The sequence below is a fragment of the Erythrobacter sp. MTPC3 genome (assembly GCF_042854385.1).
In the GTDB taxonomy this organism is placed as follows: Bacteria; Pseudomonadota; Alphaproteobacteria; order Sphingomonadales; family Sphingomonadaceae; genus Erythrobacter.
In genome coordinates this window covers 1-25,926 of the sequence record NZ_BTGP01000005.1, presented here as the reverse complement: position 1 = coordinate 25,926, position 25,926 = coordinate 1, and the positions used below count along the sequence as shown (strand labels likewise).

The following is a 25,926-nucleotide window of genomic DNA, read 5'->3' as shown; positions in this document are numbered from 1 at the left end:
CTGACAGGGGCGGCTGACACGGGCGGCTGACACTGGCGCAACAGGAGCGGACGCTGCGAATATTCGGGCATCGGTGATGCGCGCGCACTGGTTGGCGGCCTGCTTGCTCCCTATCTAGGCACATGATGGAAACTCTCACATTCGCGCTGATCCTGATCCCTTGCCTGGTCATTGCTATTGTCTTTCACGAGGTAGCGCATGGCTAAATGGCGAAATGGCTTGGCGATGATACGGCCAGCGCACGCGGGCGGCTGACGCTCAATCCCATCCCGCATGTCGATCCCATCGGCACCTTGCTAGTGCCGGGCGCGATGGCGCTGTTTGGCGGACCGATCTTCGGCTGGGCAAAGCCGGTGCCGGTCAATCAGCTGCGCCTCAACAATCCGCGCTATGGGATGATGGCAGTCGCGGCGGCTGGTCCGGGGATCAATTTCGTCATCGCGCTGTTTGCGGTGGTCTTGTATGGCCTCATCGCGCCTGCCGACCTTAGCTTTGGCACGGGTGAGACCATGTTGCTGACCGATAGTGGCGGCGATGTCAGGCCGTTGTCGACGATGCTGTTCTTTTCGATCCTCATCAATATTTTCCTCGGCCTGTTCAACCTGCCGCCGATCCCGCCGTTTGATGGGTCGCATATTGTCGGCGGATTGCTGCCAAAGGCGCTGCGTGCGCAATGGCGCAAATTGCAGCAGGTCGGTATGTTCCTGCTGATAGCGGTGATTGCCGGAAGCTGGGCATTCGGCACCGGCTGGATCGCGCAGATCGTAATGCCGCCAGTGGAATGGATGATGGGCCACTATCTCGACATCGCCCAGTGGGTCGGCGGTTTTTAAGCGCCGCTAACCGCGTCGATAAACCGCGCATCGGGATGCCGCGAAAGCACTTCGCCAAGCCAGCCCTCACGCTCTTCCTTAGCAATGCAGGCGACAATGCAGCCGCCAAATCCGCCGCCCGTCAGCCGCGCGCCGACCGCGCCGATCTGGACGGCATCATTTACCAGAGCGTCAATGGCGGGCAGCGACATTTCAAACAGGTCCCGCATCGAGGCATGGCTTTCGTTCATCACCGCCCCGAACTCGCCGATGTCGCCTGCATCCAGCGCAGCAATGGCGCTGTGGACGCGCGCATTTTCTGAGACACAGTGAAGCGCGCGCCGTTTGGGAACGTCGGCCAGATCAGACCCGCGCACTGTCTCCTCTTCGATCAGGCATAGGTCTTCCGTCCCGAAAAACCGTTTCGCCGCGTCGCATTCCTGTTTGCGCGCGGCATACCGACCATCTGTCAGTTTGCGGGTGATGCCCGAATGCAGGACGACCATGTCATGCGAGGCAGGCAGCGGGATCAGCGCGTATTCCATCCTTTTGGTATCCAGCGCCATTGCGCTGCCGGGGGAGGCGAGGGCGACTGTCATCTGGTCCATGATCCCGCATGGCACGCCCATGTAATCGTTCTCGACCCGGCGCGCGGCAATCGCGATGTCTATGTCCGTCAGATCAGCGCCTGCATATGTCCGCGCCGCTTTTAATATGGCCACGATCAGCGCGGCAGACGATGACAGCCCCGAACCTGCCGGAATGGACGAAACCAGATCCAGCGTCACCCCTGCATCCAGCAGGCCAAGCCTGTTTGCCTCCCGTATCGCGCCGACACACGGGTCTGACCATCCGCCCACGGCATCGTCGGCCACATCGCGGATGGCGGGCGCGTCATACCCGTCAGAGCTGACCGCGACGGCGCTGTCGCTGCGCGGTATCAGCGAAACCTCCAGCCCAATATTCAGCGCGGCGGGCAGGACCATCCCGCCATTGTAATCGGTGTGCTCCCCGATCAGGTTGACGCGTCCCGGTGCCGATGCGCTGACCACATCGTTCACTGCGCGGCATCCCTGATCGCGGCAGCCGCAGTTTCCGGCATCACATCGACGGTGAAAGTGCCGCTGTGCTGTTCGACAGAGGCAAGGTATTTCATCCGGCCCGGCGCGCGCAAAAGCGGGTAGAATTGGACCGTGAAATGGTAGTTCGCGCTCCCCCCAGCCGGAGCTGCGTGAAATGCCATCATGGTGGCGGCGGGTTGCTGAAACAGTTGGTCATAACGGCGCGTGATTTCGCCCATCCAGTTTGCTAGCGCCTCCAGCTCTTCATCCCGGCAATCCCACGGCCCCTCGCGCCGGATGCGCGGGGCTAACCAGACTTCGTAGGGAAACCGGGCAAAGCGCGGCACGAAAGCGGCGACGCCGCCCGTCTCGCCAATACCGTAATCGGGCATTGCGGCGCCGATTTCGCTGGCAAGGTCATACCCGTCGGCAAACGCATCAATCGCGGTTTGCTGGATCTGCGGAATGCGGTTGAATCCGTAAATCTGGCCGTGTGGGTGATGCAGCGTGACGCCGACTTCGTCTCCGCGGTTTTCAAATGGCAGGACATATTGGCAGCCAGCCGAAAACAGCGTGTCATACCGGTCGATCAACGCGGCAATCAGTACCTGCCTGCGGTCTGCGCCGATGGAATGCAGATTGCCGCTTGCCTGCGGGCCATAGACGACAACATCGCAGGCGCCCTTTGCCGGTTCAACGGCAATGCCTGACAGGTCTGCGCAATCGGATGCGCCTGCGTGAAATGCGGCAAATTTGTTCTCGAAAATCGCAAGCTCGAAATCTGCAAACGGTATCTCTGTTGCGGGACCATCCGGCAGGGTCGGGGAAAGCGGATCTTGGGCCGTAGACGGTTTGAACGTGCGGTTCTGCCGGTGGGCGGCGTAAACATTCCATTCCGCGCGCAGGGGATGGCGGCGAATCTCGCCGCCCTGTGCGATTTCATTCACCTCCTCCTGCTGCGGCGAAAGGTCATGCGGCGTGCGGCCATACAGATGCAGCATCCGGCCATCGGCCTTGCGAAAGTCGCGGCGAAATGTCGGCTTTCCGCCGAAAGAGCGCGGGAGCGAGATTGGGGAAGTCACGCCGCCGCCTGCCGCGCGTTGAACCACCGGTCCACGCGCGCTTTTGCCTCTTGATCCAGATGCAGTTCCAGTTTGCTGCGCCGCCACAGCACGTCTTTCGCGGTTCGGGCAAATTCGTGGGTTGCCAGATATTCCAGCTCGCGCTCGTATAGGTCACCGCCCATATGCTGACCCAGATCATTCAGGCCGCGCGCATCGCCGATCAGCGCAGGCACGCGCGTTCCATAGGCGCGGAACAGGCGGCGCATCCCATAGGCGGGAAACCAGTCAAACTGCCGGATTAGCTGCGCGAGCCGCGCTTCGAATTCTTCGACCGGAAAATCGCCTCCGGGAAGGGCGCTGTTAGCGGTCCATGCCTCTCCGGGCAGTTCCAGATTTTCAGCGGCATGTTCCGCCAGCTTGCGATAGGTTGTGATCTTGCCGCCAAATATCGAAAGGATCGGCGGCGCGCTTTCGCCGCTGCCATTATCGAGCTCAAACACGTAATCACGCGTCACGGTTGAATTGTCGGCGGATTTGTCATCATAGAGCGGGCGCACACCAGCATAGCTCGACACGGCCTGATCCGGCGTAATATCAGCGCGTAGATATTCATTCGCTGCGTCGCAGATATACCGCGCTTCTTCGGCGGAAATATCGATGTCGGACGGGTCGCCTTCAAACCCCTGATCGGTTGTTCCAACCAGCGTAAAATCGTGCTCGTAGGGGATGGCGAAGATGATCCGGTCATCCTTGTTCTGGAAGATGTAGCAATGATCGCCCTGGAACAGGCGCGGGAAGATCAGGTGGCTCCCCTTTACAAGCCGTAAGTTGGCGTGCCCTTCGCCGGGGATCGCTCGGCCTAGAACCGCATCGACCCACGGACCCGCGGCATTGACCACGCGCCGGGCGCTGACACGTTCAACCTTGCCATCGGACGTGCGCAGATCGGCGATCCATTCATCCTTGCGCCGATCCAGAGCCACGCATTCGGTGCGGGTGCGAATGTCGGCGCCGCGCTCCTTTGCGTCCAGACAGTTCAGCACGACCAGCCGCGAATCCTCCACCCAGCAATCCGAATATTCAAACCCCGATGTCAGACGATCCTCCAGCACGTTTGCATGAGGCGGCGCGCGCAGATCGACAGTGCGGGTGGGGGGAAGCAGTTTTCGCCCGCCCAGATTGTCATACAGAAACAATCCTAGCCTAAGCATCCATTTGGGGCGCAGTCCCTTGTCGTGCGGCAGGACAAACCGCAGCGGCCAGATGATATGGGGAGCGATATTGAGCAGCCTTTCCCGCTCGATCAGACTTTCGCGCACAAGCCGAAATTCCATGTGCTCTAGATAACGCAGGCCGCCATGCACAAGTTTTGTCGATGCGCTGGAGGTGTGGCTGGCCAGATCGTCTTTCTCGACCAGCAACACGCTCAGCCCCCGGCCCGCCGCATCGCGCGCAATGCCCGCGCCGTTGATGCCGCCGCCGATTACCAGCAGATCGTAAGTCGGGGTCATGTCTCGGCTTTCAAATGATAGATCAGGCAGGTGTCAGGATAGGTCAGCGGCGGCTGCATACCATGGCGCATCAGGGCCGCACCTGAAAATACTTGGCCATCCCCGATAAGCTGGGCGGCATCAATGATTGAGGGGAAGCTGAGCGAGGGATTGTGCTGCGGCCAGACAAGTTTGACCCGGTAATGCGATGACGGGTCCAGCCCGCCAAAAACGATGCGGGAAGGCAAGGTGTCCAGCTGCGTGTCGAGCATGGCGTAGGAAAACAGCGCCTCCGATCTGGACGCATCGACACAGCCGACAAGGTTGGTGGGGCCGGATGATGTGAGGCGCAGGAATTCTCCCCCGTGGATCAGGCTTCGGTGGCGTTTGTGCAGGTCTAGACCGGCTTTGAGCGTTTTCAGGTCGGTTTGTGTCTCCGCCCGCAGGTCCAGTTCCATGCCCATATGGCCAAGCATTGCGCTGCCCACGCGGAACGCCATGTCGAAACGGCGCCCCGTAATATGACACCGTTCTGGCCCGACATGATTGCCGAGCACCCGCAGCGGAAAGAAATGGCTCGCCCCGCGCATGATCCGGTGCCGCTGGCGCGCATCATTGTTATCCGAAGTCCAGATCCTGTCAGCACGGCGCATAACGCCGAAATCGGCCCGCGCACCGCCGGACGAACAGCTTTCGATTTCCAGCGCGGGATGTGCATCGCGCAGCCTATCGATGAGCGCATAGACCGCGCGGGTCTGCGCGCTCATCACAGCTCTGCCCCCGCTTTCAGGGAAATGCGTGTCGCGGTTCATATCCAATTTGATGTAATCGATTTCGAGCTCGCAAATCAGCGCCGTCATCCGGTCGAACAGATATTCGCAAACTTCAGGTTTCGTGAGGTTGAGCGTCAATTGATTGCGGGATGCAACAGGTTCCGCGCCCCCGGTTTCCAGCGCCCAGTCAGGGTGGCTGCGGTATAGTTCGCTGTCGGGATTGACCATTTCAGGTTCAAACCAAAGCCCGAATTCCATGCCCAGACTTTTCACCTTCTGGACCAGCGGGCCAAGACCGTTGGGATAGGCGGCGCTTGAAACAAACCAATCGCCAAGCCCGGCGCGGTCATTACGGCGCGCGCCGAACCAGCCATCGTCCAGCACAAACCGTTCAGCCCCGACATCCGCCGCGCGCTGGGCCAGATCGGTCAGCACCGCCTCGTCATGGGCGAAATACACCGCCTCCCAGGTGTTGTAATGGATCGGGCGAGGTTTTGCGAAGCTGCGCTGTTGCATCACTTCTTCCGTCAAATGACGGTGAAACGTATTTGAAACCGCATTTAGACCGCTTTCGGTAAAGCAGGCGATCAGATCGGGGGTGGCGTATTGTTCCCCTGCCGCCAGGAGGATCTCTCCGGACAAAAGCAACTCTCCGGCGAGTAGCTGCAGCTGCCCCTCGCCAGCGCGGTCGATGCGCAGGCGATGATTGCCGCTCCAGGCAAGGTGAAAGCCTGCCGCTGGCCCCGCCGTTTCGGTGGTTTCGGGCGCTTTCAATATACCGCCGGGGAAGCTGCTGTGGCTGGTCCTGCCAGAGGCGTTTTCGCGCAGGATGCCGCCATGAAAGCAATCGACTTCTTCAATCGCGAATTCATGCGCCCATTTGCCGGTAAAGTTCATGAATGTCGTAAGTCGCGGATCAAAGGGCAGGCACAGCGCAGCGCACCAATCAACGCTTAAGCCAGCCTCTCCCGTGTTCTCGATCACGGTGCTGGCGGTCAGCATTCCCGTAGTTTGATGGACCGCCAGATGATGCTGCGCGGCAATACCGGCGGCTTCATCTTTGAGCGTCAGGGTAAGTTTGGACGTCCCGTCAAAACCTGCATCGACAGTTCTAAGATCGATTGCCCAGTCGGCGCCGCGCCTATGCGCCAACAGGCCGGCCGCGCTGCCAAGGCCAGTGCCAATTTCATTGAGCAGCGAAGCGCGCAGCGGCGCTGCCGGTCCACCTGCTGCGTGCTGACGGACCGCGAGTAGGGCGAGTTCACTGACCTCTACGCCCGGAATATCGCATCCGGCATAGATGATCGCAGGCCGCCCGCCCTGCGCGGCTTCCACCGCGATCAGCGTCCCGCCTCCTCGCAGGGCGAAATAGCGGGGGAGGGCGGTTGCGGGCGTGTCCATCGCCTGTCGCCATGCGGCACTCCTTGCCCTAGGACAACGAAAAATCGCCGTAAGAGGCGGGCGTGAGGGGAGTGAGATGTTGAGCACAATTCAGGTCGCCGTGTTTGCAATCATTACGGCGCTGATCGCCTTTGCCACTTACATGCATGTTCGCGGGACGCGCGGAACGGGGCCGCAGGATGAGCGCGAATACTTCCTCGCCGGAGGATCGCTCAATTGGTATTTTGTCGCAGGGTCGATTACGCTGACCAATCTGTCGACCGATCAGCTTGTCAGCATGAATGGCAACCAGATGCTGCTCGTCGCGTGGTGGGAATTCGCCGCCGTCGCCGGTTTGTTCATCTTGGCGTTCGTGTTCTTGCCGGTTTACTACCGCAACAATTGCACGACCACGACCGAGCTGCTTCAGAAAAAGTTCGGCGACAAGAACATCCGCGCGCTGATTTCCGTGCTGTTTCTTGCGGGCAATTTGTTCATTTTTCTGCCTGCAATCCTGTATGGCGGATCGCGTTTCTTCCTGTCGATGCTCGGCTATGATGGCGGCATAGAAAACCTCATGATCTCGTCGGTTATTTTGGCGAGCATCGGTGCGGCTTACGCGATTTTCGGCGGCCTAAGGGCGGTGGCGGTGTCCGACACATATTCGGGCGTGCTGGTGCTGGGTCTGGCTACCCTGGTGGTTTATCTGGCGCTTGCTGCGATTGATTTCGATCTGTCAGGCATCCCGGCAGAGCGGCTGACGCTGATAGGCGATGATGATTCCAGCATCCCGTGGCACACGCTGCTAACGGGCATGATTTTCATCCAGACATTTTACTGGTCGACCAACCAGACAATTACACAGCGCGCCATGGCATCGCCCACGATCCGCGAGGCGCAGAAGGGGGTGCTCGCTGCGGCTGGTATCCGTCTGCTAATCGTGCCGCTGATCGTAGTCGTGCCGGGCATCGTGTCGTACAAGCTGTTCGGCGATGTCCCATCCGACGGCGCGTACGGAATGATCGTCGCCGAGGTGATGCCCGTATGGCTTTCGGGCGCTTTTGCTGCGGCAATCGTCGCTGCGATCCTCACCAGCTTCAATTCGATCCTGAACGCCTCCGCGGCGCTGTATGTCTGCGACATTCATGAAGCTTATGTGAAAGGCGAGAAACGGATCGGACGCCTCGGCGCTATCGTGTCGGTTGTCATGAGCGTCCTTGCACTGGCGCTGGTTCCGTTCTTCGCGACGCAGGAAAGCCTCATCGACACCGTCCAGCAGCTTTACGGCCTACTATCCATGCCAATTCTTTCTGCGTTCGTGGTCGGCCTCGCCTTCCGCAATGTGGAGGCAGGTGCGGCGATGATCGGAGTGGTTGCCGGGGTGGCGTTCTATGCGTTCTGGAGCATGTGGTGGGAGCCTGCGCATTACATTCACGGCATGGCGGTCACGCTGGTGCTAGCGGTCGCTACATCTCTGCTCGCGAACCTGATCGTATACGGAAAGCGGGCAGAGCTTGCGATCGGAACCCGCGCTCCCCAATCTTCAGCGGCATGACTGAACGCAAACCGCCCCCGCATGGTTGGATCATCCTCGATAAACCGCGTGGGCTGGGCTCTACGCAGGCGGTTGCAGCGGTAAAACGCAACCTGCGCGAGGGCGGCTATGCCAAGACAAAGGTTGGGCATGGCGGCACTCTCGATCCACTCGCCGAAGGTGTGCTGCCGATTGCGCTGGGCGAGGCGACCAAGCTGGCCGGACGCATGCTGGATGCCAGTAAAATCTACGAGTTCACGATTGCGTTAGGCGAGGAAACCGACACGCTGGATACAGAAGGCGCGGTGATTGAACGATCCAGCCATACGCCGCCGCTTGCCGCGGTGGCAGCGATCCTCAGCCACTTCACTGGACCGATCGATCAGGTGCCGCCCGCCTATTCCGCGCTGAAAGTGGATGGCAAGCGCGCCTATGACCTTGCCAGGGCGGGTGAGGACGTCGAACTCGAAACGCGCAGCGTCACGATCCATTCGCTGACCCTCGCCTCCGGTTATGAAAGTGATGATGAACTGCGCTCGGCCTTCTCAGAAACCGCTGGCCGGCCTGATCCATATGATCCCAGCGCACCGCTCGTTATGGCGCAAAGCGTGACGCTGGTAGCCCATGTGTCAAAGGGCACTTACATCCGCTCTCTTGCACGGGACATCGCCCGCGCACTTGGAACATGCGGCCACGTTACCTATTTAAGACGGATAAAGGCTGGCCCATTCCACCAGGAACAGGCGATTTCGCTGGACAATCTCAACGGAATCGGTAAGGGCGCGAGCCTTGAAGATCTCCTCCTGCCGTTAGAGGCGGGGCTGGACGACATCCCGGCCCTTCACCTCAATCAGACAAGCGCGCAGGCGGTCCGTCAGGGCCGGGTCCTGTCTGAACTGCCCCAACCATCCGGGCTATACTGTGCGATGCTGGACAATGTGCCGGTGGCGCTGGTTCAAGTTACGGATGGCACTTCGAAAGTCGTGCGAGGTTTCAACCTTCCCGATGTCGCTGAGTAAGAGAGAAATGTATGTCGGTTTCACCCGAGCGTAAGCAAGAAATTATCAAAGACAATGCCCAGGCCGATGGCGATACGGGCAGCCCCGAAGTCCAGGTTGCGATCCTTACAGAGCGTATCAAAAACCTGACCGGCCATTTCAAAGGCAATCATAAAGACAACCATTCACGCCGCGGCCTTCTGATGATGGTCAACAAGCGCCGTAACCTGCTCGCCTATCTAAAAAAGAAAGATGTCGAGCGTTACAACGCACTGATCCAGAAACTGGGTCTGCGTAAATAAGAGTTTCGTGAAAGGCGGCTCCCCCCTCTTGAAATGGGCGGGCCGCCTTTTTCGCATTAGGCGCGCAGACATCCGGTCTGCGTGTTCTGGGGGCCGACAGATGCCCCGCACCGGACCGGGCCGGCACACCCGGAACAAGTAGGCCCCGCGCGCGCAATAAGGCCGGGCGGGTTCAAAAGGAAAATACATGTTCGACAAGAAAACCGTATCGCTGGAGTGGGGCGGAAAGACCCTCACCCTCGAAACCGGTCAGATCGCCCGTCAGGCAGACGGCGCCGTTCTGGCCACCTATGGCGAAACCGTGGTGCTGTGCGCAGTCACCGCCGCCAAATCCGTGAAGGAAGGGCAGGATTTCTTCCCGCTCACCGTTCACTATCAGGAAAAATTCTCCGCAGCTGGCCGCATTCCGGGTGGCTTCTTCAAGCGTGAAGGCCGCGCGACCGAAAAAGAGACGCTGACATCGCGTCTCATCGACCGTCCGTGCCGCCCGCTGTTCCCAGAAGGCTTCTACAACGAAATCAACGTCATCTGTCAGGTTCTCTCCTACGATGGCGAGAGCGAGCCTGATATTGTTGCGATGATCGCAGCTTCTGCGGCGCTGACTATTTCCGGTCTCCCGTTCATGGGCCCGATTGGCGCAGCGCGTGTCGGTTTCGATAATGACGGCGAATATATCCTCAACCCGACAGTCTCCGACGCACTGGGTGAAGACGGCAACCTCGATCTGGTGGTCGCTGCGACGCAAGACGCTGTGATGATGGTCGAATCCGAAGCGAAAGAACTCACCGAAGAGCAGATGCTCGGTGCAGTGATGTTCGCTCACGAAGAAAGCCGCAAGGTTATCGGCGCGATCATCGATCTGGCTGAACAGGCTGCGAAAGATCCGTGGGAACTGGCACCGGTCGAAGACAAATCCGCCACTCTCGAAGAGCTGCGCGGCGTTATCGGCGACGATCTGGCTGCAGCCTACAAGATCACAGATAAATCGGCCCGTCAGGACGCTGTGAACGCTGCCCGTGAAAAGGCACGCGATCACTACGCCGGCCTCGCAGAGAGCGATCCGGCGGAGTATATGGGCCGCCTCAAGCTTGTGAAGAAGCTGGAAAGCGACATCGTTCGCAAGGCGATCCTCAAGGATGGGCAGCGCATCGATGGTCGCAAGACCGACGAAGTTCGCCCGATTGAGGCGATGGTTGGCCTGCTTCCGCGTACGCACGGTTCGGCGCTGTTCACCCGCGGTGAAACACAGGCGATCTGCACCACCACGCTCGGCACGAAAGATGCAGAGCAGATGATCGACGGTCTGGAAGGCCTTTCGTACAGCAATTTCATGCTGCACTATAACTTCCCGCCGTATTCGGTTGGCGAAGTGGGCCGGTTCGGCTTTACCAGCCGCCGCGAAACCGGCCACGGCAAGCTCGCATTCCGTGCGCTGCGTCCGGTTCTGCCTGATACGGAAGAATTCCCGTATACGATCCGCGTTCTGTCCGACATCACCGAGTCCAACGGCTCGTCATCGATGGCGACGGTTTGCGGCGGCAGCCTCTCGATGATGGATGCAGGCGTTCCGCTGAAGCGTCCGGTTTCGGGTATTGCCATGGGCCTCATCCTTGAAGGTGACGATTTCACCGTCCTGTCTGACATCCTTGGTGATGAAGATCACCTTGGCGACATGGACTTCAAGGTGGCTGGTTCGGAAAACGGCATCACGTCGCTCCAGATGGATATTAAGGTTGCCGGCATCACGCAGGAAATCATGACCAAGGCGCTTGAGCAAGCGAAAGCCGGCCGCGCGCATATCCTCGGCAAAATGACTGAAGCTCTCAGCAGCTCACGCGGTGAAGTTTCCAAGCACGCTCCGCGTATCGAAACGATGCAGATCGACAAGTCGAAGATCCGTGACATCATCGGCACTGGCGGCAAGGTCATTCGTGAAATCGTCGCTGAAACCGGCGCCAAGGTCGATATCGACGACGAAGGCACCATCAAGATTTCGTCCTCCAACGCTGATGAAATTGCAGCGGCGAAGGCATGGATCGAAGGCATCGTCGAAGAAGCCGAAGTCGGCAAGATCTACGAAGGCAAGGTCGTCAACATCGTCGATTTCGGTGCATTCGTGAACTTCATGGGCGGCAAGGACGGCCTCGTCCACGTGTCCGAAATGAAGAACGAGCGCGTAGAAAAGCCGACGGACGTCGTTTCTGAAGGTCAGGAAGTGAAGGTCAAGGTTCTCGAAATCGACCAGCGCGGCAAAGTCCGTCTGTCGATGCGGGTGGTTGATCAGGAAACCGGCGAAGAGCTGGAAGACACACGTCCACCTCGTGAAAACAAACCTCGCGGTGATCGCGGTGGCCGGGGCGGTGATCGTCGCGGCGGCGGCGGCGGCCGTGGTCGCGGTCCGCGCGGCGGCGGCGATAAAGGCGGCAATGATGGGGGCGGCAATGACGGCCCAGCATCCATGCCGGACTTCCTGAAGGATTAATCTTTCAAACCCAAAAGATCAGGGCCGCTCGGAGCAATCCGGGCGGCCCTTTCTTTTGGAGCTCCCCATTTCGAACCTTGCGGTTGTCGAACCACTAAATCGTTCAGCCGGCCATTAATGGGCTGATGGTGCGGACATGATGCTGGGCAAATCCCGCATGTTCCGGCAAAGGGGCTGCATGTTGCAGCGTATTCAAATCGCCAGTGCCTCGATCCCCGGCGGCGAAAAAGAACTCACCCTCGTCAGCCACGGCAGGGATTTCGTCATCATGCTGGGCCGGGACGAATTGATGGGCACGCGGATGCAGTTTTCGGAAGAGCAGCTTGCCGATCTAACCATCGCAGAGCTCGACGCGAAAACGCCCCGTATCCTCATTGGCGGCTATGGCATGGGCTTCACCTATCGAGCCGCTCTTGCCGCACTGCCTGCTAGGGCAGAGGTGCGCGTCGCCGAAATTGTGCCGGAAATTCTGGAATGGGCGCAGGGGCCGCTTGCGCATTTGACCGGCGAAAGCATGACCGACCCGCGCGGCGATATCGTTTTATGCGATGTCGGTGCCCTGATCGACGATGCCAATGACGGGACCTGCGCGAAATACGATGCGATTCTACTTGATGTCGATAACGGTCCAGATGGCGTCGTGCGCGATCCCAATGACCGGCTTTATACTCGCACAGGTTTGGCAAAGGCGCGTGAGGCGCTGAACGATCGCGGGCTATTATCGATTTGGTCCGCAGCGCCCGATCACAGATTTACGCGCAGGCTGATGGATGCAGGGTTCGATGTGGAGGTGCGAGAGGTCCGCGCCCGGCCCAATAATAAAGGCCCGCGCCATACGATCTGGTTTGCGCGCAAGTCCTGAAAATCAAAAACCGTAAATCAGCGTCACCCGGCTGAGCGTATCCGTGCCAACCGCTCCGTCAGGCGGATTGCTGTCATACTCGACCGCATAGGAAAAGCGGGTCGTCAGGCTATCGCTAATCTTGGCGTTCAGGCCTGTGACAAGGTTGAGGCTGGTGTTGTTCGCATCCACGATCAGCGTGGCAGAACCCCCTGTTTCCGCGACCGCATTGGTGTCCTGCGTAAGCGTCAGCCGGTCGGTTATATCCCAGTCGAAATCGACGCCGAGCAGCCCCGCGATGCGCGCTTCGCTGCCGCCTGCTACGAATTCCGTGATGCGATAGGCGGGGCCGATTTTCGCTGACAGTTTCAGGTCGGGTCGGTCGACAATCTGGTAGCCAACCCCGCCCGAAAACGAATACCTGCCGGAAAACCCCTGAAAACGGTCGCGTTCGTATTGAGCAAGCCCGTAAAGGAACAGGCGATCGGAGACGCTGATATTTGGCTCGTATGAGAGCGAATATTGCTCGCGCGAGGTCACGCCGTTGTTGCGCTGGTAATCGGCTCGTCCGCGGATCTTGTGCGTCCAATTGATGCCTTCACGGTTGAGAGAGATGCTGGCCGTGGCGCCGGTATTCGATGAATTGCCGGTTGCGCGGAACGCGCCCAGCTCGCCTTTGCCGCCCCAGTTTTCAAATATTCCGGCGTTTTTGATCTCAAGCTGTCTGGCCTCTGCTGCAGCTTCGGCCTTCACCGCGAGGTCGGTCTCGAACTGCTCAAGGATCGCATCGATCTCTTGCGCATCATCGGGATTGGTTTGGCGCGCCAGGTCCAGCACGGTGCGAACCTTTGCTTCGTCGCCTGTCTCAAGCGCGGCATCGATCATGGCGCGCACAGGCCCGGGTATATCGGCCATGGCGGCTGTTGGCGCGATCGCAAGCAAGGCGGCGACCGCGGCGAGGGCGGTGCGTATTTGCATGGTCCCTCCCATTATATCAGCGCCCCTTAATCCGGACTGCGCCCATGAAATCCATCTTGCCAATCGGCACACCCAGCATCCTAAGGATGGAGTAGGCGGCGCTGGCGTGAAAATAGAGATTCGGCTGGCTGAAACTTAGGAGGAAATCCTCAACCGTGAAATCCATCCCGCGCTCTTTAAATTCAAAACGCATGTCACGCCCGATCCAGCTTTCCATCTCGTCTTCACCGATGGTTTTCAGCAAGGTGCGGGCATCGGCAATTTTCGTGCGCAGTTCTGCAAACGTGGCGGGCGGCGGGTTAAGATCGGGGCTGTAGATGCCTTCTCTTACCGCTTCCAGTGATCCGGCGGTGTGTTCCGCCACGCTTTTGATCTGGTATGTGAAGGGCAGCATGTCTTCGATCAGGCGCGCGCCGATGATCTCGGACGGGTTTTTCTCATGATCGGTGCACCACTGCTCCGCCTTGTTCATCAGGTGATCGGCCGTGCCGAGCATCTGCAGGGCACTCGGGATGTAAGCGGCGTGAAGCGATAGCGGCATGGGCTGGGTCTTTCAGGATGTGGTTAGTTTCATATATGCACTACGCAAAAGGCCTGCCGATGAAAACCGGCAGGCCTTGCGATGTAAACCGAATTTGGTTCAGCGGACCCGCGGGCCGCCAAACGGAAGCGGGGGAGGGGGTCGGCGGGCGCCGCGCGGAAGCTGTGCCTGATAGGCGCGGCCGCAATGTTCAACGCAATAAGGGAAACCGGGGTTCACCGTTTCTCCGCAGAAATGAAAGTCCGGCTCGCCCGGATGGCCCATCGGCCAACGGCAAACCTTGTCCGACAGATCAAGCAGACTGGTTTTATCGGCAATTTCCGGGCTTGGCTTGGCAGGGACAAGCCGGCGAGGCGGCGCAGGCGGAATCGGAGGCTGTTGATCGCCCGGACCCTGACGCAGGAATCCGCCCGGCCCGACCGAGACAATTTTTGGCAGGTTTGGTGTCGGATTGGGAACTGGCTGAGACGGCGACCCATCGGCCTTTGCCGGAGCGTCTGCCGTTGGTGCAGCCGGAGCAGCTTTCGCGGGCGCAGCAGCCTTCGCCGCCGGTTTCGGCGCGGATGCTGCCGGCTTTTTCGCAGATGCTGCCGGTTTGGCCGAGGCTTTTTTCGCCGCTTTCTTTTTCTCGTTGGCTTTCACCGGAGAGGGGCGTGATTTCAGGCCAAGCCGGTGCGCCTTGCCAATCACGGCATTGCGGCTCACACCGCCCAGTTCTTCGGCGATCTGGCTGGCGGTCGATCCGCCCTCCCACATCTTCTTGAGCGTTCCGATACGCTCGTCAGTCCAACTCATAGATGTCTTTCCGTTCTAAATTCTCTGCGCATGTCCGGCTTGTCAGTTTCCAAAGCAAGCCCTAGTCGGCGAAACCATGCAAAAGCAAGTTTCTCCCGATCCTGTGGCAGGCTCCGTTTCGGACACCGCTCCCGATGAAACTGCAACCGGCGGGAGGCACCGGTTTCCGCCGCGCGGTGAACCGGTTATTACCGGGATCAACCGTATCGGCCTGTTCGCCCTCTATATGAAGGAGGTGCGGCGGTTTCTCAAGGTGCAGACGCAAACGATTTGGGCTCCTGCGGTCACGACCCTGCTGTTTCTCGTGATTTTCACGGTCGCATTGGGCCGGGGAGGGCGCGAAGTGCTGGGCGTGCCTTTTGCCAGCTTCGTCGCTCCGGGGCTGATCGTGATGGGCATGATGCAGAATGCGTTTGCCAATTCCTCATTCTCGCTGCTCTCCGGCAAAATCCAGGGCACCATTATCGATCTGCTGATGCCGCCACTGTCGCCGGGCGAGCTCATGAGCGGAATTGTGATGGCTGCCGTAACGCGGGCGATTGCCGTCGGCTGTGCGGTCGCGCTGGCAATGGCGCTGTGGCCCGACGTATCGCTGCGTGTCGAGCACGTATGGGCAGTCGTCTGGTTTGGGCTGATGGGGGCGGTGATGCTGGCGCTCTTGGGGCTTGCGACGTCCATCTGGTCAGAAAAATTCGATCACAACGCTGCGATTACCAATTTCATTATCGCGCCGCTATCACTGTTGTCGGGAACGTTTTACGTTATCGACAATCTGGCGCCTGCATTCCAGACGATCAGCCGGGCAAACCCGTTTTTCTATGTAATTTCGGGCTTCCGCTATGGCTTTCTGGGTGAGAGCGATATCGGCGGGGCAAATGATGTGGCCTATGCCGCTATAGGGCTGGGCGTATTCAACATTGCTATCGCGCTGGCCGTGTATTTCGTGCTGAAATCGGGATGGAAGCTCAAAAGCTAGCGCGACCGAAAGCGGCGCTCCGCAATCAATGCGTCAGCGAACGGCGCATCCGGTAGCGGCCATCTTTAAACTGGCCGAACAGCTGCGAAACGGTCGGATGATCGACGGGGCCGCTTTCCGCATCGGACAGCAAATTGCCCTGACTGACATAGGCGACATAGCTTTCATCCTCATTCTCCGCGAGGAGATGATAGAACGGCTGGTCGCGCATAGGGCGGATGTCTTCTGGAATGGACTGATACCACTCCTCGCTATTGGCGAAGACCGGGTCGATATCGAAAACAACGCCGCGGAAATCGAACAGCCGGTGCCGGACCACATCACCGATGCCAAAGCGGGTGCGGGTCTGCCGAGGGGCGTTTATCAGCCGCCCTGCCTGTGTTGAAAAGAACTCTGATCGTTCCATAGTCCGAAGAATATGGACCTTCGCACTCGCAAAACAAGCGCTGCATGTGGTGGACCCTGCAGATATGCCCCACTTTTGTGCCGCATCGGGTCTTGGCAAGCGTGGTGCGCTGCGCTAACGGGCGCTCTTCCCGAGCCAGTGACATCAGCCATCGACCGGCTTTCTGGTGGTCAAGGGACCAAAGCCTCGCCAAGTCCACGCGGACCGGCGGCCTTGAATGCGGAGAGATGCCGGAGTGGTCGAACGGGGTAGTCTCGAAAACTACTGTGCCCTTACGGGTACCCAGGGTTCGAATCCCTGTCTCTCCGCCATTCACCCCCAGCACCAGTCTCTGCTTGCAGGGCGCACGCGCAAAGCCGCGGGTTGAGCGGGCTTCAACAGGTCAAACCGTCCTTTGCCCAATCCATGAGCGCGGTCTCTGTTCGTTTCAGGCGGGATTTGCGCGGTCAGTCTCTGCGCCGATCGCAATCGGTTCGGTCTCCTTGTTTAACAGGGAGAAAACAGGGAAAAATGTTCGTTTTGGCCTCAAAACAGGTGGTTCCGGCACAAGATGCTAAGTCCGGTCCAAATAATATATCGTGATTACCGCGGGTTACGCGCTCGAAAAGGGGGTTTTCCTGTTATTCGACATAACAGGGTATTTTTTCACGCATAACAGGGGCCTTTATCGCCAGTACAGGCTCTGTTCTTTGCCGAAACAGGCTAGTTTGCGACGGGCCAAAATAGCACTTCGCGTTGCTCATTCCAGCAGAGCGGGATGTGCATTTTGATGAGCTGCTGGAGGTTGAGTGTGCCAGGCTGGCAGCCTTCGAGAATATCACGCTGGATGTCCGGCGCAAGAAAAGCGAGCCTCAGCAATTTCCGGATATAAGGCGAAGATGGCGCGGTCTGGATCAGAGGCATTCCATTGCGATCGCGCTCCAGCATCGAATGCGTGCGGCGAAGCTCGCTGATCAATGTGAGATCTGGCCGAATATCAGGCTTGCCGCTGGCGATGATTAGACGCTGTCCGCCTCGGAGAGGCAATCTGACGGACAGTTTAATCTGGCAGATATTGCCTGATGAATGGATGATCCGTTCACCTTCATCAAGATGCTGGACGAGGTCGTCTGCCAGTTCGCCTGACTGCGGCCGAAGCGTTTCTTCTTCAACTCACACAGAAAGGGCTTGCCGGTGACAGCGCGGCCGCGCGTTCTTCGCTTACAGCCATCGAAGCTGCACGGGCAAAGACCTCGGATGCGCAGGATAGCGTTGCTTCAAGCATCGTGCTGGTTCCGATGCAGATTGAGTGCGTGCTTCGAAGGCTCGGCATGGCCATCAAGAAATACCGGATGGATGAACAGAGGGTTCGATGGGAAATCAATCCATGGGTAGTTCAAGCTGCGCTCGCGAGGCTAGGAAATCGCCAACTCACCGGGGATGAGCAACGTGAGGTTCGGAACTGCACCCGCACGCCTCAAAAAGTGGCTTGGCCCAAATGGTGGACAGTAAGAGGGTGAATGTCTGAAAAGCGCCCCAGTCCCAGAGATAGCCATCCGAGATCTTAGGTCCCGAAAACGGACATTGGGGCCAAAGAGAATGGTCTGGGGCGACTAACATCCCAGCCCCGCAAGCCTCATGGGATATTTGAAATCGCCCGCTATTCACTCGGCGGGGGTGTCAGCGCTTTTGACAATTCGAAAACCGACATGAGACGAACTAAAATCGCCTTCCATGCCCTGCCGCGCGGCGGCGCGGTATCTGCGGCAATAGCTGTCGCTGCAAAGGAAAGAGCCGCCCTTGATCGTGAAGCGAGGCTCGGACGAGCCGAACGGACTTTCAGTCCATTCCCAGACATTTCCGATCATGTCGTAGGCGCCCGTCAGCCCCGGCTCGTAACAGCCGACGGGTGCCAAACCGCTGAACCCGTCTTTACCGAGGTCAAGCGCGGGGAACGGGCCGTTCCAGACATTTGCGCGAGCTTCGCCATCGGGGCTGCGCATTCCGGATTCGGGATTGTTGGAATCGAACAGCCCCAAACTTGCCGCGTATTCCCATTCCACTTCGGTAGGAATGCGTCCGCCCGCCCATCGGGCATAGGCGCGGGCATCGTTAAGCGTGACATGGATTACAGGATGCAATTCCCGTCCAATGAGATCGGAGCCTTTGCCGTTGGGAGTGCGCCAGGTCGAACCGGGGTCGAGCGACCACCATGACATAGGCACCTCGGGCGTGTCGCTTGCTTCGAAACGGGCCGAGCCTTCGCCGCGTTCGGCATCGGTGACATATCCGGTTTCGGCGACGAACGCAGCGAATTGGCTGTTCGTGATCTCGTGCGCCACTATGCGGAACGGAGAGACGAATACCTTTCTTGCCGGCCCTTCTTCGGGGTAACGCGCGCTGTCTCCCTGTACGAAACCACCGCCCGGGATATCGACAAACGCACCCAGATCGTCCTTCTCCAATGCGCAAGAAACGCTTTCAGGCTGCGTCTTTACGAAGGAATCGGCCAGTATGATGGCACCGCCGCACGCGACAGCAAACACCGCAATACCTAGAGGATAATTCATCGCCACCGATCCACTAATGAAGAACGTATTTCATGGCGGCAAGCGCGCTGCCAATGCCGCCTGCGAACAGGGCGCCTGAGATGCTGAGCCAAGGGCCATGGCCGATGACCCAGCCCACGCGGGCCCCGAACAGCACAAGAATGGCGAGGCAGTATGCTTGCGAGAGCACAGTCGCGATCCCTGAGGAGCAGAGCCCAAGACCGGCAGCAAGGAACAGCGCAGTTGGCAGCACGACGACGGCCAGCGTTGGGTGGCTGCCGTTCCACGCGGAGCACAGTGCGCGCTTCGTCAGCATTCGTTCGCCCGTTTCAATCGCGTGCGCCACCAGCTCGGCAAACCCCTTCGCCAGCGCGACCGCCAGTACGGAACCGAACAGGACCAACGCCGTCTTGAACGTCATGTCCGTGCTCTCGCCAGCCGCCATCAGCAAGCTGAGCACCAGGATAGCGCCATAGATCAGCCCGAATGCAACCCTTTCCAGCGGTCGCCATTCTAGGTGCGGATGGTGGAACTTTGCCAGCATGGGGTTCAAAAAGGGCCCTTGCTACAGGATTACCGGTTATGTGCGGTCGCAAGTTTCTCCAGAATGCGGTGCGAGGTTTCGTATCCGCTGTTCTGGTTCTGCCCCGTGATCAAATTGCCGTCGATCGTCGTGTGCGTGGCGAAGGGATCACGAAAAGCGTGCTGGCATTCATAGATCGCGCCCGCCTTACGCAGCTCCTCTTCCGGGTGCTTGGGGGTCACGGCGATGCCAAACGTGTTGATCTGGCCATTCGTAACGCCAGTGACGCGCCGCCCCTTCACCAGCAATTCGCCGTCGATCCCTTTCGCGCTGCACAGGCCGAGCGCGCCGTGACACACCGAGCCAAGGATCTTGCCCTGAGCGTTGGCGCGGGTGACGATATCGGCCAGCACATCGCTTTGCATCAGGTCATAGGCCGCGCCCCAGCCGCCCGCCATGAAGATCACGTCATAGTCGTCAGGATTGATGTCGGCGATGGGGATCGAGTTCTTCAGCTTACCCATCGCGTCCGGGTCGGACATGAAGCGTTTGTCGTCGTGAGACGCGACCGGCCATGACCAAGAGCGGGGCTGGATCGGGATCTCGCCGCCCTTGATCGAGGCCATGTCGACATCCAGTCCGGCATTGATGAAGGCATAATAGGGCACGGTGAATTCCGAACCGAAGGCGCCGGTGTCTTTGCCGGTCGGATCGAGTTTGTCGTGACTTGTGCACACGACCAGAGCCCGCTTCCCGTTCAGATCGAATTCGGGAATTTGGTAGTGGCGGTGTAGCCCATGACCCTGAGAATCGCAGGGAGATTGACAATCGCAATCGCGACCAAAAGGAAAACAATGGTTAAAGCGATGATGAGCCCGGTCATGATTCACTCCGTAGAAAAATGGATTCGGCTGGGATTGTCGGGTGTTAGGCGGTCTGCCTCGAGAAGGCTTTTCGAAGGACGCGGAACGCGAGGTAGAGAAGCCCAGCAAAGCCCAAAACAAGGCCGAGCAAGAGGGGCCAGTATTTCTCAATAACGCCGGAAACCAGCTTGTTCGTAAGTTGCTTCATGGCTGAGTCGCTCTAATCGAGTTCGACCACGCCAACCTCTTGCGAATAGGCGGCATATTCGGCCTTCATGCTTTCAAACAGGTCGGCATTTTCCGCGGAGAGGTCCGTCGTTTCGCCCGGATCGACCGAGATATCGAACAGCCGCCACTCGCCATCGCCGCGCGGTGGGAAATTGCGGGTGATTTTCCAGTTCCCGCGATAAAGGGCTGCATTGCCACTGACTTCGATGCCGAAACTCTCATCATCTCCGTAAGTCTCGTCGGTTTCGCCCGAGAGCATTGGGAACGCGCTCTTTCCGTAGAAGCTGGTCGGATCATATTCGACATCAGCAGCCTCCAGTAGCGTCGGCACTAGATCAGCGACGTGGACCGGCGCGTCCACAATTCCCTGCTCGCCGATTCCCGGCCCGGCAACCACCAGCGGAACGCGCAGGCCGCCTTCGCTGGCGTAGAACTTGTACAGGTTGAACGGGGCTGCTGAGACAGAAGCCCATTCAGGACCGATTGCCGTCAGGCTGCCCGGCTGCCCCATGTTCTCAGGCGCGGTGTTGCGCCCCTCCATCCAGTTGACGAGGTCGACTGCATAGCCGGTCAGACCCTCGAACCGGGTCACTCCGGATTCCGGACCATTGTCTGACGTTATGACGACGATGGTGTTCTCAAGTTTGCCTGCATCATCAAGGTGTTTCATCAGGCGGCCGATGTGGAAGTCCGCCGCTTCCATCATGCCCGCATTGACCTGCATCTCGCGCGAGGCGATTGCCTTTTCTTCGGCAGTAAGAACGTCCCAAGCGCGGTGCCCGTCAGGGGCTGCCTGAAGTTTGGTGCTTGGCGGAACGATCCCCAGTTCAAGAGCGCGCCGGTAACCTTGCTCGCGCATCACGTCCCATCCGGCGTCGAAAGTCCCGTTATAACCGTCGATGTAAGACACCGGAGCCTGAACTGGGATGTGAACCGCCTGCAGCGAAAGAAAGCCAAGGAACGGCTTCTCGCTGTCACCAGCGTCAATATACTCGATCATCTTGTCGACGAGCGAGCGCGACGAATAGTAATCGTCAGGCAGTTCGGTAGGTTTCCCATCTTCGAACCATGCGCTCTTTTCGTGCGCTGGCAGGTAGGATGACTTGTCGTAATTGCTGCCACCGGTGGCATCCATGACGAACGAACGATCAAAGCCGAAGGCATGGGGCAGATTGGCTCCGACCTCGCCAATGCCCCACTTGCCGGTCACATATGTCTGATAGCCTGCGGCCGAAAACAGCGTGCCCATCGTCTGCTGGTTCGCACTCCAGGACATCGAGTAGCCCGGCAGGCCCTCCATTTCCGGGCTCAGGGTCTCGACCAGCGTCCCCATGCCGACCTGGTGATTGTCCATCCCGGTCATGAGCATGGCACGGCTCGGCCCGCAGAAAGGCGAGGTGTAATAGCGCGAGAGCATGGTGCCGTTGGCAGCGACCCGGTCGATGTTGGGTGTACGCGAATTACTGCCATAGACGCCGAAATCCATGAAGCCGACATCATCGAACAGGATCAGCAAGATGTTGGGCCGCGCGTTCCTGGTTTCAGTAGCCTCTTGGGCGTCTGCCGATCCCGTCCAAAGCGCGACTGCAGCCAAGCTTACGGCAAAATATGAGAGGGTCTTCAACGCAGCGTCCCTGTGTAAGTGACGGTTTGGCCGCGCCGGAAGCGATTCGTGAGGGGCGCGACTTTTCGCCTGATCGCGTACAAAATGCTGCAACTGCGAAGAAGTTGAAGTTCAGTTCTGGCCAAAAAGTATTCAATTTTGACCGGCCGGGTTGCGTTAGGTCTGACGTGCCCTGAACGCGCTGGGCGAAACACCAGTCCATTGCTTGAAGCTGCGCGAAAAATTGGATGCTGTGTCAAAGCCGAGTTCGAATGCGATCGTCTGGATTGGCTTCTTGCCTTGCGCGAGTTGCTTGCGCGCATGGCGCTCACGCCTGTCTCTCACCAGCTTGCGAAAGGATGTCCCGGTCTGTTCAAGCTGGCGGCGGAGGCTTCGTTGCGATACACCAAGTGCGTTCGCTGTTTCGGCAAGCGTGGCGCCAAGATTGCCCTCGCCCTCGAGGAATTGCGAAACGATATGCGCCAGCGTGTTGTTGTAGCTCGCTTGCTGCGCCATGCTTTCGCAGAGCGATACAAGGTGGCGATGGTTGAGCGGATCGCTGCCGGGCAGCGGCGCATCGAGCAGTTTTGCGGGGAAGATCAGCCGATTCTCACCCGCGCCGAACTGCATCGGAAAAGGTATTTCTTCAGCGATCCTGTGCCAATCCGGGGGAGCCTCGACCGCAATCTTTGCTCGATGGGACACCTGCTCTCGGCGCACGATCGCCCGCATTAACACGTCGCTGGCCAAAAGCGCACTGCCTGCCGAGAAATAGGATATGTCCCCAAGCGGTATCCGCATACGGATACACAGCGCGGATTCCGTCGGATCCTTGCTGTGCAGACGATCAAGCAGGGTGAACTCGACCACAGGGTAAGTGAGAAAGGCGTAACGGCTAAAGACACGCAATGCTTCGCCTAGAGATGCCGCATTCATAGCCGCCAAGAGCGGTAAACCTGCAGTTGTCGGCTCGAACCGCAAAGCGAGCCTTAATCCGATATGAGGATCACCGCTCAGACTGATCACGTTTCTATAAAACTTCTGCAAACTGGCCAAGCCGCACCGGAAATCCGGATCGGTAAGACTAGCCTTCGTAAGACCGGTTCCGGCAAGCAGTGCGCTGGCAGAATACCCATCTTCACACAATGTGCGAAAGATGAAGCCGGGATAATGCATCGGGAGGGCTCGGTTTTCGGGCGTGAACGTCCTGTGTTTCATAGCGCGCCTTCGCCCTTTCTCGGATTGCGCCGCCTCGTCCGAACGCCAAGCGCGGGCAAAGACCATGTGCATGACCATCCCGCACCCGAAAAACCGGGCAGGCCCACCACCATCAAAGACAGTTAGACCCGGCATAGGATCAACGATGTGCCTTCATCATGCTTATAGCCGCAATCAGGTCAAAATTGAATGGATTTTGGCCGAAACGGCACTTCAGAGTTTCAGCGGCGCCAGCGAAACTGTATTGGAAAAACTGTCCGACGGACCGGCTGCATTTTGAATTGATTGGGCCGCTCTGGGGCTCGCAGATCATAATTCGCTCTGCATTGCGACTACAAGGACCAACTGGATGATTTCTCGCGAAAGGCTCTTTGGAATTGTTGCCGCATTCGCCGCGCTCACCGGATGCGCGTCCGGGGTCACCAATGACGAGCAGACCGACACTACCGCAGACAGGAAACTCCCGCGCGAGGCCGAAGGCCAGCGCGCTGAACTTCTTTCAGCGTTTTTCGGGCTCGATAACACTCTCCCTCCGCTTGCCAATCTCATATGCACAGGCGCTCCTGGCAAAGACGGCATGCCGGTCATCTTTTCGACCGAGATCGACCACACAACGATGCAGGCGGGAGATTTCAAGGTTACGACCCGTTCAGGCAAAACAGGTGTGGTTCACTGCGTCTCGTTGCTTCCCGCAACCCATGCAGGAGAACTGCGCACCGTGCTCCTTGTGGGTGAGTTCGGGAACGCGAATGATGATCCTCCCGCAAGCGTCGAGATTATTGGTCATCTGGAGTCGATTAACGGTAAACTCGACTTAAAGGGGGCAAGCATCGAAGTAACGCCTCTTGAGCCGGGTCCAACGCTTGTCCTGGCTCAAATCGTTTCGGATGATGAAGAAGACATGGGGCTGGGCCTGCCACGCACCAAGGGAAGCGTATGCCCCGCACAAGGAATCGGCCAAAAAGTGCGGGTTGTCTGGGCGGGGGGCGTAACTCTGGAGAACGGTGATGAACCCGGCGACAAGGAACGCAAACTTTACAAATTGACTGTACAGAATGCAGAAGGAGAGCGTCGCGAGGTTGTGCCGGTAGCCCTTGCCGATCTGGGCGACGGGGACAATAATCACGTGCTGTGTCTGGACACACAGGATAAGCCGATATCGGTTACGTTTCCTGCAGGAATTCTGACCGATCCCAATAATGACCTCAATCCCGACACCTCAATCTTGGTTCGACATTAGCAAAGCCGTGCAATTCGATCGCTGTTAGCTCCGAGAGGACAAAGCGAGAATAGCACCAATCGCTTCGCAAGCCGAAAGGCCGCTTCATCGCCGCAACGGCACAATAGCTGACGTTCGGCAAATATGCTTAGCGATAGGCTAGATGAGCGTCGGTTATTGGGAGTGGGAGCGAACGGGTGTGGTAGCGTTCAGCGTCACACGATCTTGCCGCGGCTCTCAGTTTTCTAGCACCCTAGGTCCTCTGTCTTCGGATGATGCTACTGCGAAACGAAACCCCTCGCTCTCAAGAACTCGAGCGTGCTTGTTGCGAATCCGGTATCTGGTCCCTCGAACAACCAGAAAGCCCGGCCGCTTGGTAGCTCCAGCTCACTCTCGTCAAAATCATATCCGTGACCGCTTTCTTCGAGCACGACGATTTCTACGTCTGTGCCTGTGTCTCGAAGCGCTTCAATGTTTTCCGCCAGTGGGACTATGGGGTCTTTTGCACCGAACACCATGAGGTACGGCAGGGAACCGAGGTTCCTCAGAAAGTCTGCTGGATCATACTCGAAACGCCGCAGCCATAGGGTCGACAATTCTTCCCTCGCGCGAGGAATATCGTCCGGGCCAAACCCTTCATCTAGCCATCCCTCGGCCTCGGCAAGTCTTCTGATGGCATCGAGTTTCGCAAATGCCTCATCGTCCGAGAGTGAGGAGTCGGTAATAATCTCCGATACTTCAGCAAGGATTCTCTGTCGTTCTTTAGGAAATCCAATAGACTCGCCATACGTCGCAGCAGAACTGATTTGTTGCTGAATAATCGAGGTCGAAGGCCCGATCCACGTAACAAGAAAGGCAGCTTGCGAGGCATTAGGATCTAACTTTAGTTTTTCGGTGGCCGCCTGAATCGTCCAAGCCCCAGCGGATTCGCCCATGAACCCGACCCGCTGATTGTCCACTTTGGACTGTGATGCGAGATGGGCATGAGCCGCGATCGCATCGTCAGTAAGTTGTCCAAAAGTGAAAGTCTCGCAATTGCCTTCAGAGTTGCCCGCGCCGCGTTTGTCATAAGTGAGAACTGCGATGCCGTATTGCGCAAAGAAGCGCGCTTTTCCATTGAGCCCTACCGCACAACCGCGCCCGCGAACCATGACAATTCCAGCTGTTTGTCCGCCGAACTGCGGCAAAGTGATAGTACCAGAAATCAGAGTCCCATCACTTGATCGGAAACTCGTCGAGGTCGACTGAGTGAGCGGTCTAGGTGGGGCAGGAGATCGCTTGAGATGGATTCGCCGACCGTTATCGCCGACA

At 58.5% G+C, this 25,926-nt stretch carries 25 protein-coding genes and 1 tRNA gene; 10 read left to right on the top strand and 16 right to left on the bottom strand.

All coding sequences use genetic code 11. From position 1 onward, the window contains the following. The first annotated feature begins 206 nt into the window (after positions 1-206). Positions 207-833 carry a site-2 protease family protein gene (locus ACGHU1_RS08255; RefSeq protein WP_390585633.1) on the top strand — a complete coding sequence of 209 codons (627 nt, stop codon included), beginning with the start codon at positions 207-209 and terminating at the stop codon, positions 831-833. On the opposite strand, the gene galK is transcribed toward ACGHU1_RS08255, so the two are convergent. From galK to ACGHU1_RS08235, 4 genes are read right to left on the bottom strand one after another with little or no spacing between them, the layout of a single operon-like run. Continuing rightward, positions 830-1,873 carry a galactokinase gene (gene galK, locus ACGHU1_RS08250; RefSeq protein WP_390585631.1) on the bottom strand — a complete coding sequence of 348 codons (1,044 nt, stop codon included), beginning with the start codon at positions 1,871-1,873 and terminating at the stop codon, positions 830-832. The two genes, ACGHU1_RS08255 and galK, sit on opposite strands and share 4 nt — an antisense overlap. Further along, positions 1,870-2,955 (bottom strand): galactose-1-phosphate uridylyltransferase, encoded by a 1,086-nt coding sequence (locus tag ACGHU1_RS08245; protein ID WP_390585628.1) that lies wholly within the window; start codon positions 2,953-2,955, stop codon positions 1,870-1,872. The genes galK and ACGHU1_RS08245 overlap by 4 nt, the downstream gene beginning before the upstream one ends. Further along, complete coding sequence (gene glpD, locus ACGHU1_RS08240; protein ID WP_390585626.1) at positions 2,952-4,448, bottom strand: glycerol-3-phosphate dehydrogenase; 1,497 nt, start codon at positions 4,446-4,448, stop codon at positions 2,952-2,954. The genes ACGHU1_RS08245 and glpD overlap by 4 nt, the downstream gene beginning before the upstream one ends. Further along, complete coding sequence (locus ACGHU1_RS08235; protein ID WP_390585625.1) at positions 4,445-6,601, bottom strand: alpha-galactosidase; 2,157 nt, start codon at positions 6,599-6,601, stop codon at positions 4,445-4,447. Before ACGHU1_RS08235 ends, glpD begins: the two co-directional genes overlap by 4 nt. A 76-nt stretch (positions 6,602-6,677) precedes the next feature. Between ACGHU1_RS08235 and ACGHU1_RS08230 the strand changes: the two genes are divergently transcribed. The 5 genes from ACGHU1_RS08230 (at position 6,678) to ACGHU1_RS08210 (ending at position 12,758) form a co-directional block, all read left to right on the top strand. Then, positions 6,678-8,135 carry an SLC5 family protein gene (locus tag ACGHU1_RS08230; protein ID WP_390585623.1) on the top strand — a complete coding sequence of 486 codons (1,458 nt, stop codon included), beginning with the start codon at positions 6,678-6,680 and terminating at the stop codon, positions 8,133-8,135. Beyond that, positions 8,132-9,133: a tRNA pseudouridine(55) synthase TruB gene (gene truB / locus ACGHU1_RS08225; RefSeq protein ID WP_390585621.1), complete on the top strand. Its 1,002-nt coding sequence runs from the start codon at positions 8,132-8,134 to the stop codon at positions 9,131-9,133. The genes ACGHU1_RS08230 and truB overlap by 4 nt, the downstream gene beginning before the upstream one ends. An 11-nt stretch (positions 9,134-9,144) precedes the next feature. Next, a complete protein-coding gene (gene rpsO, locus ACGHU1_RS08220) occupies positions 9,145-9,414 on the top strand; it encodes a 30S ribosomal protein S15 (protein WP_390585619.1) in 270 nt (89 codons plus the stop codon). A gap of 187 nt (positions 9,415-9,601) precedes the next feature. Next, complete coding sequence (pnp, locus tag ACGHU1_RS08215) at positions 9,602-11,896, top strand: polyribonucleotide nucleotidyltransferase (protein ID WP_390585616.1); 2,295 nt, start codon at positions 9,602-9,604, stop codon at positions 11,894-11,896. A gap of 178 nt (positions 11,897-12,074) precedes the next feature. Further along, positions 12,075-12,758 carry a spermidine synthase gene (locus ACGHU1_RS08210; RefSeq protein ID WP_390585614.1) on the top strand — a complete coding sequence of 228 codons (684 nt, stop codon included), beginning with the start codon at positions 12,075-12,077 and terminating at the stop codon, positions 12,756-12,758. 3 nt (positions 12,759-12,761) lie between these two features. Here the strand turns inward: ACGHU1_RS08210 and ACGHU1_RS08205 are convergent, their stop codons facing one another. The 3 genes from ACGHU1_RS08205 to ACGHU1_RS08195 all read right to left on the bottom strand — a co-directional run bounded on the left by ACGHU1_RS08205 (position 12,762) and on the right by ACGHU1_RS08195 (position 15,051). Further along, a complete protein-coding gene (locus ACGHU1_RS08205) occupies positions 12,762-13,715 on the bottom strand; it encodes a YdiY family protein (protein ID WP_390585612.1) in 954 nt (317 codons plus the stop codon). 16 nt (positions 13,716-13,731) lie between these two features. Next, positions 13,732-14,256, bottom strand: a complete 525-nt coding sequence (locus ACGHU1_RS08200; protein ID WP_390585609.1) for a DUF1993 family protein — start codon at positions 14,254-14,256, stop codon at positions 13,732-13,734. A gap of 99 nt (positions 14,257-14,355) precedes the next feature. Continuing rightward, the gene (locus ACGHU1_RS08195) at positions 14,356-15,051 is read right to left on the bottom strand and encodes a GcrA family cell cycle regulator (RefSeq protein WP_390585607.1); all 696 of its coding nucleotides are present in this window, start codon (positions 15,049-15,051) and stop codon (positions 14,356-14,358) included. Positions 15,052-15,127: 76 nt separating this feature from the next. Here ACGHU1_RS08195 and ACGHU1_RS08190 point away from each other — a divergent pair, with 76 nt between their 5' ends. After that, positions 15,128-16,027, top strand: coding sequence for an ABC transporter permease (locus ACGHU1_RS08190; protein ID WP_390585606.1), 900 nt, complete (start codon positions 15,128-15,130; stop codon positions 16,025-16,027). Between the two features lie 25 nt (positions 16,028-16,052). Here the strand turns inward: ACGHU1_RS08190 and hspQ are convergent, their stop codons facing one another. Beyond that, on the bottom strand, positions 16,053-16,433 hold the full coding sequence (gene hspQ, locus ACGHU1_RS08185; protein WP_390585604.1) for a heat shock protein HspQ: 381 nt from the start codon (positions 16,431-16,433) through the stop codon (positions 16,053-16,055). A gap of 221 nt (positions 16,434-16,654) precedes the next feature. Between hspQ and ACGHU1_RS08180 the strand changes: the two genes are divergently transcribed. Beyond that, positions 16,655-16,744: transfer RNA gene (locus ACGHU1_RS08180), tRNA-Ser, on the top strand. Between the two features lie 1,332 nt (positions 16,745-18,076). Here the strand turns inward: ACGHU1_RS08180 and ACGHU1_RS08175 are convergent. The 7 genes from ACGHU1_RS08175 to ACGHU1_RS08145 all read right to left on the bottom strand — a co-directional run bounded on the left by ACGHU1_RS08175 (position 18,077) and on the right by ACGHU1_RS08145 (position 23,396). Beyond that, on the bottom strand, positions 18,077-18,982 hold the full coding sequence (locus tag ACGHU1_RS08175) for a formylglycine-generating enzyme family protein (RefSeq protein WP_390585601.1): 906 nt from the start codon (positions 18,980-18,982) through the stop codon (positions 18,077-18,079). A 13-nt stretch (positions 18,983-18,995) separates the two neighbouring features. Then, positions 18,996-19,505: a hypothetical protein gene (locus ACGHU1_RS08170; protein ID WP_390585598.1), complete on the bottom strand. Its 510-nt coding sequence runs from the start codon at positions 19,503-19,505 to the stop codon at positions 18,996-18,998. Between the two features lie 29 nt (positions 19,506-19,534). Continuing rightward, positions 19,535-20,221 carry a type 1 glutamine amidotransferase domain-containing protein gene (locus ACGHU1_RS08165; protein ID WP_390585596.1) on the bottom strand — a complete coding sequence of 229 codons (687 nt, stop codon included), beginning with the start codon at positions 20,219-20,221 and terminating at the stop codon, positions 19,535-19,537. Between the two features lie 20 nt (positions 20,222-20,241). Further along, positions 20,242-20,367: a hypothetical protein gene (locus tag ACGHU1_RS08160; RefSeq protein ID WP_390585593.1), complete on the bottom strand. Its 126-nt coding sequence runs from the start codon at positions 20,365-20,367 to the stop codon at positions 20,242-20,244. A 44-nt stretch (positions 20,368-20,411) separates the two neighbouring features. Beyond that, positions 20,412-20,555 (bottom strand): hypothetical protein, encoded by a 144-nt coding sequence (locus tag ACGHU1_RS08155; protein ID WP_390585591.1) that lies wholly within the window; start codon positions 20,553-20,555, stop codon positions 20,412-20,414. A 12-nt stretch (positions 20,556-20,567) separates the two neighbouring features. Beyond that, positions 20,568-22,199 (bottom strand): arylsulfatase, encoded by a 1,632-nt coding sequence (locus ACGHU1_RS08150; RefSeq protein WP_390585590.1) that lies wholly within the window; start codon positions 22,197-22,199, stop codon positions 20,568-20,570. A 156-nt stretch (positions 22,200-22,355) separates the two neighbouring features. Next, on the bottom strand, positions 22,356-23,396 hold the full coding sequence (locus tag ACGHU1_RS08145) for an AraC family transcriptional regulator (protein WP_390585588.1): 1,041 nt from the start codon (positions 23,394-23,396) through the stop codon (positions 22,356-22,358). 70 nt (positions 23,397-23,466) lie between these two features. Between ACGHU1_RS08145 and ACGHU1_RS08140 the strand changes: the two genes are divergently transcribed. Both ACGHU1_RS08140 and ACGHU1_RS08135 read left to right on the top strand, forming a co-directional pair. Beyond that, positions 23,467-23,676, top strand: a complete 210-nt coding sequence (locus tag ACGHU1_RS08140; RefSeq protein WP_390585585.1) for a hypothetical protein — start codon at positions 23,467-23,469, stop codon at positions 23,674-23,676. Between the two features lie 69 nt (positions 23,677-23,745). Continuing rightward, entirely contained in the window at positions 23,746-24,636 is an 891-nt protein-coding gene (locus ACGHU1_RS08135; RefSeq protein ID WP_390585583.1) for a hypothetical protein, read from the top strand. A gap of 257 nt (positions 24,637-24,893) precedes the next feature. On the opposite strand, the gene ACGHU1_RS08130 is transcribed toward ACGHU1_RS08135, so the two are convergent. Further along, on the bottom strand, positions 24,894-25,926 hold a 1,033-nt coding region (locus tag ACGHU1_RS08130; RefSeq protein WP_390585581.1), incomplete at its 5' end, for an alpha/beta hydrolase family protein.

Coding starts and splice junctions, on each gene's coding strand:
- ACGHU1_RS08255 (WP_390585633.1), top strand. CDS start 207: ATGGCGAAATGGCTTGGCGATGATACGGCCAGCGCACGCGGGCGGCTG.
- glpD (WP_390585626.1), bottom strand. CDS start 4,448: ATGACCCCGACTTACGATCTGCTGGTAATCGGCGGCGGCATCAACGGC.
- ACGHU1_RS08235 (WP_390585625.1), bottom strand. CDS start 6,601: ATGGACACGCCCGCAACCGCCCTCCCCCGCTATTTCGCCCTGCGAGGA.
- ACGHU1_RS08230 (WP_390585623.1), top strand. CDS start 6,678: ATGTTGAGCACAATTCAGGTCGCCGTGTTTGCAATCATTACGGCGCTG.
- truB (WP_390585621.1), top strand. CDS start 8,132: ATGACTGAACGCAAACCGCCCCCGCATGGTTGGATCATCCTCGATAAA.
- rpsO (WP_390585619.1), top strand. CDS start 9,145: ATGTCGGTTTCACCCGAGCGTAAGCAAGAAATTATCAAAGACAATGCC.
- pnp (WP_390585616.1), top strand. CDS start 9,602: ATGTTCGACAAGAAAACCGTATCGCTGGAGTGGGGCGGAAAGACCCTC.
- ACGHU1_RS08210 (WP_390585614.1), top strand. CDS start 12,075: ATGTTGCAGCGTATTCAAATCGCCAGTGCCTCGATCCCCGGCGGCGAA.
- ACGHU1_RS08205 (WP_390585612.1), bottom strand. CDS start 13,715: ATGCAAATACGCACCGCCCTCGCCGCGGTCGCCGCCTTGCTTGCGATC.
- ACGHU1_RS08200 (WP_390585609.1), bottom strand. CDS start 14,256: ATGCCGCTATCGCTTCACGCCGCTTACATCCCGAGTGCCCTGCAGATG.
- ACGHU1_RS08195 (WP_390585607.1), bottom strand. CDS start 15,051: ATGAGTTGGACTGACGAGCGTATCGGAACGCTCAAGAAGATGTGGGAG.
- ACGHU1_RS08190 (WP_390585606.1), top strand. CDS start 15,128: ATGCAAAAGCAAGTTTCTCCCGATCCTGTGGCAGGCTCCGTTTCGGAC.
- hspQ (WP_390585604.1), bottom strand. CDS start 16,433: ATGGAACGATCAGAGTTCTTTTCAACACAGGCAGGGCGGCTGATAAAC.
- ACGHU1_RS08175 (WP_390585601.1), bottom strand. CDS start 18,982: ATGAATTATCCTCTAGGTATTGCGGTGTTTGCTGTCGCGTGCGGCGGT.
- ACGHU1_RS08170 (WP_390585598.1), bottom strand. CDS start 19,505: ATGCTGGCAAAGTTCCACCATCCGCACCTAGAATGGCGACCGCTGGAA.
- ACGHU1_RS08160 (WP_390585593.1), bottom strand. CDS start 20,367: ATGACCGGGCTCATCATCGCTTTAACCATTGTTTTCCTTTTGGTCGCG.
- ACGHU1_RS08155 (WP_390585591.1), bottom strand. CDS start 20,555: ATGAAGCAACTTACGAACAAGCTGGTTTCCGGCGTTATTGAGAAATAC.
- ACGHU1_RS08145 (WP_390585588.1), bottom strand. CDS start 23,396: ATGAAACACAGGACGTTCACGCCCGAAAACCGAGCCCTCCCGATGCAT.
- ACGHU1_RS08140 (WP_390585585.1), top strand. CDS start 23,467: ATGACCATCCCGCACCCGAAAAACCGGGCAGGCCCACCACCATCAAAG.
- ACGHU1_RS08135 (WP_390585583.1), top strand. CDS start 23,746: ATGATTTCTCGCGAAAGGCTCTTTGGAATTGTTGCCGCATTCGCCGCG.